The following is a 13149-nucleotide window of genomic DNA, read 5'->3' as shown; positions in this document are numbered from 1 at the left end:
TTATACCACCTCTACATCAGGAGACGTTATCAGAAATTTCCCTCCCCATTCTCTTATGAAAGATAGTTGTTCCATAATTTCCTCTTTCACGTTCCAAGGCAAGATAAAAACATAATCCGGTTTTGTTTCACGAATCATGTCCGGTGATTTTACAGGGATGTGCGTACCCGGTAAATAAAGACCTTGTTTAAACGGGCTTCTGTCTACTGTATAGGGAAGAAATTCCCTTCCAATTCCACAATAATTTAATAACGTATTCCCTTTCGCAGGTGCTCCATATCCAACAATTGTTTTTTCGTCTTTTTTTATTTGAATAAAAAAGTCTAAAATCTTTAATTTAGTTTGCTTAACCTTATCCGCATATTGTTCATATGTTTCAAGACACTGCATTGCATTTTTTTTTTCCTTTTCCATCATTTTTCTTACGTTCGAATGAATCGATTTCGACTGATCCTCTATATGTTTTACATAGATTCTAAGAGAGCCGCCATGTGTTGGAATTTCCTCTACATCGAATAGTTCTAGTTCATGTGCTTTAAATATCTCCTGAACCGTTAGCAGAGAAAAATACGAGAAATGTTCATGATATATCGTATCGAACTGATTTTGACTAATGAGGTTTAATAAATGAGGGAATTCTACAGTAATGGTCCCTTGGGAGGTCAATAATCGTTTGAACCCTTTGATAAAATCATGTAAATCAGGGACGTGAGCTAGAACATTATTCGCAATAATTAAATCCCCTTTATGCCCTTCCTCCAATAATTCATTGGCGAATGATTCACTGAAAAAATCAACTTTTGTCGGGATTCCTTTCTGCAATGCTTTAACGGCAACATTTTCAGCCGGTTCCACTCCTAGCACAGGAATTTTTTTCTCTTTAAAATATTGCAGTAAGTACCCATCATTACTCGCAATTTCAATCACCTTAGAATGTGTATTGATATCAAACCGCTGTACGATCGTCTCTACATAAGCTTTAGCATGCGCTAACCAACTGTCAGAGAATGAACTAAAATATACATAATCCTTAAATATATGTTCAGGTGCCTCGAACTCCTCCAATTGCACTAAAAAGCAATGATGACAGACATACGTATGCAATGGATAAAAAGGCTCCATTTTATGAAGTTCTGTTTCTTGTATGAAAGAATTCGCCAATGGAGAAACCCCAAGATCTATAAACGTATGCGTTAAATCAGCATGACAAAACCGGCAGGTCCTGTTTGACATCTTTTTCAACCTCCCTATATGCAGCATTCTAATACAAAGCCTGCATGTATTTTGTATGCTATGCAAACACGGATGAAATAGTTAACATATTCCCACAATATGCTACGCAATCTTACAAGACCATGAATTTTGCCTTTGGCTAGCTGATTAACCTGTCATGGGTAGAGAAGTTCTTTACCACATTTCATTCCACGTTATTCCCACCGTTACAGTTGTATTAGCAGAAGACGCTCCTGATACTGTCAAGGTGTCCCCAGGACCAATTTCAAGATCTTGATCAATGATAGATATTTGTGCATCGCCTGGACTATTCACAACTGTGGTCATTTTTCTCGAACCGCCCGTCACGGTAGTGCCAGCAATATCTGCTGCCACCACACTGGTAGTGGGTGAAATATTAATATATGTTGGAGTACCGCCCAATGTAGCATTTACAACGAGACGTACAGTCGCGGTATTACCGCCAGAACAATTAATAGAGAGATACGAAAATTGAACACGTACTCTGTTTGTCTTTCCTTGAAAGGTTGCGTTATTTCTCAATGTAAGAATAGACGTTTCAGCGCTAACCTGCTTACTATTACTGAAGGAGTTGACTGTTACAAGACTATTTGTGTCCCCATTCCCCTCTATCATCCCCATCGCTGAAGAGGTACGAAGGGTAAGATTACTAGCATTTGTTGTATTTATTACTTGTGCCATAACTGGAAGTGTAGGGTTAAAAATAGATGGAATGGTATTGGCATTGGCATATTGAATAATATGAACTAATGTTGGAAATCCTGTTGCAGGATTTTCAATAAAGAAAGAGATGGCTCCAAACCCAAGCCATTGATACTCAATTGTATATACATTTCCTTTGGTTGGGTCTAATGTCACACCACTAAGACCCGTTCTGTTAAATTTATCCATATTCCATGACGTTTGCGGAATCCAGTTATCCGTTCCATTTTGGCGCCTTAAGACTCCAAAGGCTGCCCCGTTAAATCCAAAGAAGAAACCGTCTACACTGTCGCCCACTCCAATGATTTGTGTACTGTTTGCTACACCGGTTGTAAAAATTGCTGTACAACGGACTAGTCCACCTAACCCTGGGGTATATCTAAGCGCCTTAATCGTTTCAATTTTTGCTGAAGAAGCTGCCGCTGCTCCTGTTTGAAGAACTGCCATTGAATTGCTGGCCGTTGCTGTACCACTTCCCGTCAATGTGGTCCTGATTAAGTCGCTATTAATGTTGTAATTAAACGTCCATCCCGCAACCGGCAAAAGTTCAGTAGAGCGCAAATCCTTAAAAGCCGTAAGCGGTAAATTCGCAACTTCAACAGAGCTCGTCGGCACAGCTTGCGGGCAGCAATTTAAGTTCATAATGCTACATTTCCCACAAGAGCACCCGCTACTATTTATCAAATCTTTCACCCCTATTCAACTAAATTATAATTCCAGTTCGATTTTCCGACATATAAACCTGCTTTATACTGATAGCCATGGCGTGGCAGAGAGCTAATGCTGGAAAACACACCGTTATTAATATAGAGTATTTAAATTGTTTATTTTTGTTTGTATGCTTGTCTATGGTTGTCAAAATAATGAATAAAAATAAATCCACTTCTCATGTCAATTCACTTATCCAAATCCATATTAAAGAAAAAAGACGGCTCTAAATTCAAAAAATGAATTTAAGTCGTCTTTTTTTAATGCAGCTATTTAAGCCCTTTGAAAACAGAAGATTTTTCAGCACCATCAAGAAACCAGAGCGATATCTTCATGGAATTGCTCCGGTGAAAATGAAAAATATTCTATTTCCTTTCATCTTATTACTTCTGCCCAGTCTCCAAGCTATACATTTAAACTATTGGCCTCTGTTTTGATTGGTTTACTACATTAAGCTAAAAGACGCTTATATAAGTTAATACAATATGTGCCGTTATCTCCTGTTGCTACTGAAACGGTAAAGATTGCTGGTTTTCTAATAGAAACAGAACCTGTTGTCCCTGCTGGTACTGTAAATATTGCAGTATTAACTCCGTTTCCGACAGCCCCAGTCATTACCGCTAAACTTTGAGCAGAGTTAAAGATCTCAAACGTTCCTTGAGCAAAGTCACTAACTCCAACAGTACTCCATACTGCTGCCGAGAGGGGACCAAGAAGGTTACCGCAAAGGTTTTCTGTAAAAACCTGAGGTGCTGGGCAACAATTACCTCCATTTTGATTCGAACTACTACAACTCATTATCCATTTCTCCTTTTCTATTAATTCGTACTAGTTGTACACTCTTAGTAAATGCGGATGGTTCAATTTTGTTTAGTACAAGAGCGGATTTTAGCAAATTCTTCTTGATCATTTGATTCGGTAATGTCTAAATGTCTAGTAAGAATCCGAATAGCATGGGCTCAGAAACAACTTTGAGAGGCTAGTCACCATTCTTTTTGATAAGCATATTTTTATACGAAAGGGGTGAAATTTATGGAAGGAATTCAGTATATTCCAACAATTAGCCTGTGCATGATTGTAAAAGATGAGGAAAGCACGTTAGGAAGGTGTTTAGATTCTGTAAAAGATCTGGTCGACGAAATTATTATCGTTGATACAGGTTCAGTAGATAAGACAAAAGAAATTGCAAGAACCTATACGGATAAGATTTACGATTTTACATGGATCGACAATTTTGCAGCCGCTAGAAATTTTTCTTTTGAGAAAGCGTCAATGGATTACATTCTCTGGCTTGACGCAGATGACGTAATAAGTGAACGTGAACGAAAAAAATTCGAAAGATTTAAAGAACTATTTCCTGTGGAGATAGATATCATTTTCATGCAGTATTCGACAGCTTATTCCTCAGAAAACACCTCTATCAGTACAAGAAGAGAGCGCCTTATTAAACGCTCGATAAACTGTAAATGGATTGGCGCAGTCCATGAAGTTCTAGACTATGACTCAAAGGCAACCAAGATATTAGTTGAAATTGCTATCACCCATAAAAAAGAGAAGGAATTTTCAAATCGAAACATAAAAATTTATGAAAAAATAATGGAGAACGGGGAAAAACTTGCACCAAGAGATTTGTACCACTACGGAAAAGAACTTATGGCACACGGTTATATAGAAAAAGCAATTGATGTATTTGAAGATTTTTTAAAAACCCCATTTATTGATCCATCCTTTCATTCGGCAATCTGTATAGATCTTGTAGACTGTCATTATAAATTGGAAAACAAAGATCAATGTATGTTTTATTGTCTTAAATCTTTTGAATTTGATCTCCCGCGGGCTGAGATTACCTCCCGGCTCGGCCAACTTTTTTTTGAACAGAAGAAATTTGAAAACTCTATATTTTGGAGCTCAATGTCCCTACAATTGCCTTTACCGAAAGGCGGAAGTCCTATCTTACATTCTTCCTATACATGGCAGCCGCATTTGACCCTATGTTCTTGTTATTCAACTCTGAATGATCATGACCAAGCTGATTATCATTTTCAAAAAGCAAATGAAGCGGCTCCCAACGAACCGATTCTATTAAACTACAAAGAACAGTATGAAAAGTTTAAGGCATCACAAAAAGATTTTTTTCAAAAACAAGAGGAGTGATATAGTTGGATTTACCTAAAATAAAGATCAATTGGGAAGGATCCTATTTTGTTAATCATAGCCTCGCTCTAGTCAATAGAGAAATATGCAAGCAATTAATTAACTTGCATCGATACGATATTGGCATTATACCGTATGAAGAAGATCCTACCTTTATTGTTGATAATCGTATTAGAGATCACTATGTTTCACCGAACAGTCCAGCAAATATAACCATACGACATCAATGGCCCCCAAATTTCAATAAACCGATGAGTGACAAGTGGATATTGTTTCAACCGTGGGAGTACGGTGCTATCCCAAGAAAATGGTATATTCCCATGAAACATTGGATAGATGAAGTATGGGTGTATAGTACGTACAATAAAGAGTGCTACGTGAGATCTGGCATTCCTGAGCACAAGATCAAAGTGGTCCCTTTAGGTGTTGATGAAACTATATTCCATTTTAATGTAAAAACGTTCGAGTTAAAAACGAAAAAATCATTCCACTTTTTATTTGTCGGTGGAACCATTTTCAGAAAAGGAATCGATACTTTATTACAAGCATACCTCGATGAATTTTCTGCCACAGACGATGTTTGTTTAGTCATAAAAGATTTTGGGGCAAATTCATTTTATCAAGGTCAGACTGCTGAACAAACCATAGAAGAAATCAAAAAGAATCCAAACAATCCTGCCATCCTATACTTGAATGAAGAGTTATCTGCAGAAGATTTGGCAGGGTTATACAAGTCATGCGATTGCCTTGTACACCCGTATCGCGGTGAGGGCTTCGGGTTGCCGATTATTGAATCAATGGCCTGCGGCACACCTGCGATTGTTCCCTCCTTAGGTCCAGCGGCAGATTTTTGTAATGAGGATACCGCATTCTTTATTTCAAGTCAGGAAGAAACCCATCCTGTTCATAATCTCGGCGAAATAGAAACGATTACGAATCCATGGTGGATACAAATTAATAAAAACGAATTACAGAAAAAAATGAGATTTGCTTATGCGAATCGAAAACTTGTCAAGAAAAAGGGCCAAAAGGCGAGCCGGGAGGTTCTCTCCACTTTTACATGGAGGCATACTTCCAATCAGGTTTCCAACCTATTGCAACAGATACTCACAAAAGATCATACATCTATGACAGATCGGCAAAAGATTATCCAATTAGAAATAATGGAATCGGCAAAATTAGTCGTTTCTCAACAAATGTCCCTAGAACAGTCATTCGAAATTCTAAAAAGTTTGCTTGATGTCTATCCACATTCCATTTCTGCAAGGTATTTTTCGGCCCTTTTCTATCTGAAAGCAAATGACTTTCCATCTGCGCTTAACCACTTGCTTGTTATTACGGATATTATGCAAAAACAGCCTGAAGGAATGAAATCAGAAATTATGAACGTTATCGAAGAAAATCCTGAAAGGTTTCAATCTGAGGTCTGGAATCATATTGGGATATGTTATACAAATCTCAAAGAATGGAAGAAAGCAACAGAGGCTTTTCAAAAAGGAATAGGGTCGAATCCTCGAAACATGGGAAAGGTTATCGAATTGTATCAGAAGATAATACATCAATTTTCTGAAGATAAAGACTCAGTTGATTTAGTAGATTTATACCAAGTGCTTGGTACGCTTTACTTTCAAATAGGAAATGATTTTAGCGCTAAAGCTATCTATGAAAAAGCGTTGGAACTCGATGCTCACCGCTTAGACGTACAAGAAAAATTGGATGCCGTAAAAAAACGAATGATGTTTGTGAAAGAAACCTATGTAAATCCCTCTCCAGACAAGGGCGTGAAAGATGCCAAAGAATTGTATCAGCGGATTATAAATTATTTTGAAGGGGATGAAACATCCAGACGTCAACTTTACCAAAAATGGACTGCTTACTTCCTACCTAGCGAGCGTGTGTTGGATATTGGTTGTGGAAATGGGCTGTTTATGGAAATGTTACAACAACTGGGTGTGGAAACAGATGGACTTGATTTCAACCCAGAAAAGGTGGCACTGGGCAAGGCAAAAGGGTTAAACATCCTAGTGAAGAAGGCGGAGGATTTTCTGTCAGATAAAGAAGGCTTTTATGACGGCATTTTTATGGGGCATATCATAGAACATCTTCCCACTCAAGACATATTAAACCTCCTTATTCAGTGTACGAAAGCCTTGAAACCGAATGGAAAAATGATTATTTTAACGCCAAACATTGCACATCCCCCTGTTTTAGAGGATTTCTGGCTTGATATCACCAACGTTCGGCCTTATCCAAGGAAACTGGTGGAATCCATACTACAATCACTGGGCCTAACGGTAAAAGAGTTCGGTTATCGTAATCACAACTATGATTTATTTGTCATTGCACAGAAAAAAGCTTACGAGGTACTATGGCAATCATCTGTATTTCAATCAATTGGATATGCCAATGAACAAAAATCGTATATGGATGCCTTAAGGCCATTTCCTCTAAAAATAAGGCTGGATGCTACAGACATCCAGCAAAAAGAGACAGGAACAGATATCGAATTAATTGATTACTTAACAAATCTTCAAAACAATGACCTAACGTTCCCGTTAATTCACTACCAAGCCGCACCTGCCTATCAATTTAGCCAACCTAGTGCCCCGATTTCCATTGGCCGTACGATGTTTGAAACCGATAGGCTTCCCCCTGGATGGGTTGAAAAAATGAATCATTTAACGGAAATTTGGGTTCCTTCCGAGTTCAATAAGGAAACATTCATAGCGGCGGGGGTAAAAAAGGATAAAATCTTTATTGTGCCGCCTGTAATTGATTGCCAAATCTATAATCCCAAACGGGCGAAGCCTTATAGAGTGGTAGATGCGAAATCATTCCAATTTCTATCTGTTTTTGATTGGAATAAACGCAAGGGATGGGATGTATTAGTCAGGGCTTATATACAGGAATTTCATGATAAGGAAGATGTTTGTTTGATTTTGAAGGTAAGCAATCATCTTGAAAGCAATGCCGATCCAAGAGAAGACATCATAATAGAAGTAAGGAAGCTCGGTTTAACAGCTATACCTCAAATCGAAGTTATTAATGACCCTTTTACTGAAGATGAGATGGTGCAATTATACGCAAGTGTTGATGCTTTTGTTCTCCCGTCACGTGGAGAGGGATACGGCCGTCCTTATATGGAAGCGATGGCGATGGCCCTTCCAACCATCGGAACGCGCTGGAGCGGTCAAACTTCATTTATGGACGATAAAAACAGCTATTTGGTTGATATAAATGGGCTCTTTCCTATAGAACACAGCATTCCTTACTTTGGGCAATTCCAAGGGCACAAGTGGGCTGAACCAAATGAAGCGCATTTACGGACCCTCATGCGACATGTCTATGAAACGAAGCACGAAGCGAAGAAGGTTGGAGAAAAAGCAAGACAAGATATGTTAATCCGGTTTTCTAAGGAAAAAATAGCGAAACTCATGTATCAACGTATGGAAGAGTTAGTGAACCGTTTTTATGGTTAAAGGGGGTGTATGAATGAAAATAGCTTTAATTACTGGTATTACCGGTCAGGATGGAGCATATCTAGCCAAACTTTTATTGGAAAAAGGCTATAAGGTATTTGGCCTCGTACCACGGAGAAGTTCAAACACGTATTGGCGTTTAGCGTTCTTACGCATAGAGCATGATGTCGAATTTGTAGAAGGAGATATTACCGATCTATCTTCTCTTATCCGAGTAATAGAGAAAACAAAGCCAGATGAAGTATACAATTTGGCAGCCCAAAGCTTTGTAGGAACCTCCTGGGAGCAGCCAATCCTAACAGCCAATGTAACAGGTGTCGGGGTTCTTAACATATTGGAGGCCATTCGCCTGATAAATCCTTCTATCAAGTTTTATCAGGCTTCCACAAGTGAAATGTTTGGATTGATTCAAGAGCGTATGCAGTCAGAAAAGACGATGTTTTATCCCCGTAGCCCTTATGGTGTGGCCAAATTGTTCGGTCACTGGATGACAGTGAATTATCGAGAAAGTTTTCAACTGTTTTCCTGCAGCGGCATTTTGTTCAACCATGAGTCACCGATTCGGGGTTTGGAGTTTGTCACTAGAAAGATTACCGATGCTGTTTCGAGAATTGCACTCGGAAAACAAAAGGAGCTTAGACTAGGAAATCTCGATGCCAAACGGGACTGGGGATTTGCCGGTGATTATGTGGAAGCAATGTGGCTGATGCTGCAGCAAGATAAGCCGGATGATTATATCATCGCCACAGGTCAAACCACTACTGTGCGGGACTTCTGTCAACTTGCCTTTGATTATGTCGGATTGAATTATCAAGATTACGTATGCAGCGATCCAAAGTTTTATAGGCCTGCAGAAGTCGATGTATTGTTGGGCAATCCTACTAAGGCAAAGGAAATATTAGGATGGGAAGCCAAAACGAGTTTGCAAGAATTGGTTTCCATGATGGTCGATGCAGATTTGGAAAGAATCAGAAAGGAATAAAGCTATGAAGGTCTTCGTAACAGGTGCCAACGGTTTTGTAGGAAAACATTTAATCGCCGCATTGTCACAAAGAGGACATGAAGTCTTTGCAGGGGTGCGCCAAACGATGTGTGATGTACCTCCCTCGGTAAAAGTCTATCAATATAATCTTTTGCATGATGAAGAGTTATATAGACTACTAAAAGATATCCAACCGGACGGTATTATCCATTTGGCCTCCCAAAGTAAAGTGAGCGATTCGTGGAAAGACCCGGTAGCAACATTTACTGTCAATACTTTCGGCACCATTCGTCTCATGCAAGCGGCCAAACAGGCTGTACCAAAGGCAAAGATCATTACCGTAGGTTCCAGTGAAGAATATGGATTGACAGGGAAATCGATTCAGCCATTAACGGAGGAGCATCCTTGCCAGCCTCAAAACCCGTATGCCTCCAGCAAGCTTGCTATGGGGCAAATCGCTTTGCAACTAGCGAAAAAAAACAATCTACATGTAATCCACGTCCGTCCATTCAATCATTTTGGTCCAGGACAGGAGCCAGGATTTGTCATCAGTGACTTCGCCTCACAAATTGCAAATATTGAAAACAACTTCTCCTCTCCAATCCTGAAGGTAGGAGATTTGAGCGCTATACGCGACTTCACAGACGTCAGAGATGTAATAAAAGCATATATTCTATTGCTTGAAAAAGAAATAAATACAGGAATCTATAATATATGCTCCGGTATCACCCACAGCATTAACAGTATATTAGATGACTTATTGAACATGTCCGCAAAGCCAATTCAAGTCGAGATCGATCAAGGACGTTTTCGTCCCTCAGAGGTCCCTTTATTTTCAGGGTCTATGGAAAAATTAAATAAGGCAACCGGTTGGACACCGCAAATTCCTTTTCAAACAAGTTTATTGGATACATTACACTTTTGGCGGATGCGAATCCAATAAGAACTATAGAAAAGGTTATTTGCCTATCCACAATACCATTTAGAAAGTTGATGAAACATGAAGCTTATTTTATTATCCGGCGGTTCAGGGAAACGCTTATGGCCGCTTTCAAATAACTCCAGGTCAAAACAGTTTCTAAAAATTCTTCATAATGAAGACAATGTGCAAGAGTCAATGATTCAAAGAATATGGAGACAAATACATGCCATCGGATTAGAAGACTCCACTTATATCACTACAAGTAAAGCTCAGGTAGACATTATTCAAAATCAATTAGGCAATGAACTTCCCCTTATCGTCGAGCCCCTCCGGCAAGATACTTTTTCTGCCATCGCCCTAGCAGCTGTTTATCTCGATTCTGTTCACCATGTAAGCCTTGATGAAACAATCTGTATTTTGCCTGTCGATGCTTACGTAGAAGATTCCTTTTTTGAATCTCTATCTGAGCTTGAAAATGTAGCAAAGAATTCCAATGCTTTAATAGCTTTGATGGGCGTTCAGCCTACATTCCCCTCTGAACAATTCGGTTATATTGTTCCTGCACCGAACAATCTTGCACAGCCCTCATCATATATAAGGGTCAGCCACTTCTTGGAAAAACCAGATCAAGATACGGCCCAAAAGCTAATAAATCAGAATGCTCTCTGGAATTGCGGCGTGTTTGCTTTTAAACTGCAATTCTTAATTCAATATTTATCTGATATAGGTATGCCCATTCAATATGAAAATCTATTGGACCAGTATATCCATCTTCCTAAAAAAAGCTTTGATTATGAAATTGTCGAGAAATGTGACCATATTGTAGCGATTCCCTATACAGGCACTTGGCGTGACTTAGGGACTTGGGGCACACTTACAGAAATTATGAATACCCAACTTATCGGAAAAGCTACAATGAGCCAAAGTGCTATTAACACACATATCATTAATGAGTTGGAACTTCCTGTCATTGTGACAGGCATCTGCGACAGCATTATTGTAACAAGTCCTGACGGCATCTTAATAGCCGATAAGATGGAAAGCAGACAAATTAAAAATTTTGTTCAGTCTGTTGAACAAAGACCTATGTACGAAGAAAAGCGCTGGGGATGTTACCGTGTTTTAGACTACCAGAAACTTGAAGACGGAAATGAGGTATTGACAAAAAGAATAAAAATAGTGGCAGGAAGAAACTTAAGCTATCAAATGCATGTTAAACGCCAAGAAGTTTGGACTATTATTTCAGGAGAAGGTGAGCTCATAATAGATGGGGTATTTCAAAACGTAAAGCCTGGCGATGTCATTCAAATACCTGCCAAAGCTAAACACGGTGCAAGAGCGATCTCCGACCTTGAGTTCATTGAAGTACAAATGGGCAGTGAATTGATTGAGGAAGACATTGTCCGTATCCACATGACTTGGGAAGAAATCGAACATGATTTTAGATAAGAAAAGTGCAAGCGCCAGTTTAGCGCTGGAATTAGACAGGAAACCAAGTTCAACGATATAAATTCTTATATAATAAAAAAGAGGTCTTTCATTAAGTTCACTGACTTAATGAAAGACCTCTATAAATATCTCATTAACTAATATCGATCACTTTTCGGACAATACAGATTGCATAAAGGCTTATAAACTCTTATATATCAAGGTTTAAAGGTCTTTATTACAGAGCCGCTAACTCCTTTAAATCTTTTGATTCTTTGGAAGAGTAATTTCAAAACATGTTCCCACTCCAACTTTGCTTTGCACTTTTACTTTGCCATGATGTTTGTCAATAATCCATTTTGCAATTGCAAGCCCAAGACCAGCTCCCGCTTCTTCAGTCCTGGATTTGTCCACTTGAAAAAATCGATCAAATATTTTGGGCATATTCTCTTCGTCTATACCGATGCCATTATCCTTTACTTTAATCAAAACGGTATGAGAGGAATGGGAACAAGAAATAAAAATTTTTCCTCCCTCTTTCGTATTCTTCATAGCATTATCTAATAAAATGACCATTAATTGATGGATTCTCTCCTTGTCTCCGATAAGAATGACAGAAGATGGGGCATCTAGTACTAGTTCTTTTTCTTGATATAAAGCTATTTCTGAGTAATGTTCGATTAATTCCTTCAATAATTGACTTAATAAAAACTCTTTCTTTTCCATTTCTAGCTGATCTGAATCAGAACGCGCCAATGTAAGCAAATTGGCAACCAGCTTAGACAATCGTCGCGCCTCTTTTGATATGACAGATATATCTATTGCCTTATCTTGTATAGTAGAATTCGGGGAACGCCATAATAGATCTGTCTTAGTCTGGATAACAGCTAAAGGTGTTCTTAATTCGTGAGAAGCGTCTGACACAAACTGATGCTGCTTTTGCCATGCTTTTTTAATTGGAACGAGCGCCCTTCCAGCCAAAAAGAATCCCGCACCAACCGCACACACACTTCCAATACTAGAACCGATAACTAAAATTAATAGCAATGTCTGAAGCATGTCTTTTTCGGAAGTAATGTTTCTTGCAAATTGCACCGTTATTACTCCAAAATTTGGATGATGCGCTTTTATTGCGATGGTTCTAAAGTGGAACCCTTCTGCTTCTGTGTCTTGATGTATTCCTAACTCTTTAGGGCGAAATTTTGATTCATTGTCGGCAAAAATTGTTCCACCCTCATTTAAGGTAATCAGTTCATTTTTTTCGTTCCATATCAGTAAAGCAATACGGGGGTCTCTGGGCCCTATCGGCAATCCATTCGGCTGTGGCTGTATCAGCGGCCTGCGTTGTCCTGGCCCAGCTACATGTTCTACCGCCTCAAGCAAGTCATTGTTAACATCCCGATATAAACGCGACCCGGCATAAGAATAAATAACGGCTGCAAGAACTCCGATTAAAATGATGAAGACTAATGAATTTAAAATAGTGAGTCTAATACGAGTTCGTTGAAACATGCCCTTCT

General features: G+C 38.9%; 9 protein-coding genes. 5 read left to right on the top strand and 4 right to left on the bottom strand.

What is annotated here, in order from left to right:
- From BLR86_RS20655 to BLR86_RS20645, 3 genes are all read right to left on the bottom strand, one after another.
- The gene (locus BLR86_RS20655; protein WP_090766113.1) at window positions 1-1233 is read right to left on the bottom strand and encodes a class I SAM-dependent methyltransferase; all 1233 of its coding nucleotides are present in this window, start codon (window positions 1231-1233) and stop codon (window positions 1-3) included.
- Window positions 1234-1407: 174 nt separating this feature from the next.
- The gene (locus BLR86_RS20650) at window positions 1408-2598 is read right to left on the bottom strand and encodes a hypothetical protein (RefSeq protein WP_217642408.1); all 1191 of its coding nucleotides are present in this window, start codon (window positions 2596-2598) and stop codon (window positions 1408-1410) included.
- A gap of 516 nt (window positions 2599-3114) precedes the next feature.
- A complete protein-coding gene (locus BLR86_RS20645; RefSeq protein WP_090766110.1) occupies window positions 3115-3462 on the bottom strand; it encodes an S-Ena type endospore appendage in 348 nt (115 codons plus the stop codon).
- Window positions 3463-3696: 234 nt separating this feature from the next.
- Here BLR86_RS20645 and BLR86_RS20640 point away from each other — a divergent pair, with 234 nt between their 5' ends.
- Genes BLR86_RS20640 through BLR86_RS20620 form a run of 5 tightly spaced genes read left to right on the top strand, consistent with a single transcriptional unit; the run spans window position 3697 to window position 11650 of the window.
- Window positions 3697-4818, top strand: coding sequence for a glycosyltransferase family 2 protein (locus tag BLR86_RS20640; RefSeq protein WP_090766107.1), 1122 nt, complete (start codon window positions 3697-3699; stop codon window positions 4816-4818).
- Window positions 4819-4823: 5 nt separating this feature from the next.
- Window positions 4824-8297, top strand: a complete 3474-nt coding sequence (locus BLR86_RS20635) for a glycosyltransferase (protein WP_090766104.1) — start codon at window positions 4824-4826, stop codon at window positions 8295-8297.
- A 13-nt stretch (window positions 8298-8310) separates the two neighbouring features.
- Window positions 8311-9279, top strand: a complete 969-nt coding sequence (gene gmd, locus BLR86_RS20630; protein ID WP_090766101.1) for a GDP-mannose 4,6-dehydratase — start codon at window positions 8311-8313, stop codon at window positions 9277-9279.
- Window positions 9248-10222 (top strand): GDP-mannose 4,6-dehydratase, encoded by a 975-nt coding sequence (locus BLR86_RS20625; protein ID WP_090766098.1) that lies wholly within the window; start codon window positions 9248-9250, stop codon window positions 10220-10222. Before gmd ends, BLR86_RS20625 begins: the two co-directional genes overlap by 32 nt.
- 57 nt (window positions 10223-10279) lie before the next feature.
- Entirely contained in the window at window positions 10280-11650 is a 1371-nt protein-coding gene (locus tag BLR86_RS20620) for a sugar phosphate nucleotidyltransferase (protein WP_090766095.1), read from the top strand.
- Between the two features lie 237 nt (window positions 11651-11887).
- On the opposite strand, the gene BLR86_RS20615 is transcribed toward BLR86_RS20620, so the two are convergent.
- The gene (locus BLR86_RS20615; protein WP_090766093.1) at window positions 11888-13141 is read right to left on the bottom strand and encodes a sensor histidine kinase; all 1254 of its coding nucleotides are present in this window, start codon (window positions 13139-13141) and stop codon (window positions 11888-11890) included.
- Window positions 13142-13149 lie beyond the last annotated feature (8 nt).

Source organism: Bacillus sp. OK048 (assembly GCF_900103525.1).
GTDB lineage: Bacteria > Bacillota > Bacilli > Bacillales > Cytobacillaceae > Neobacillus.
The sequence above is the reverse complement of the archived record's forward strand: the minus strand, read 5'-3'. Positions and strand labels throughout refer to the sequence as shown.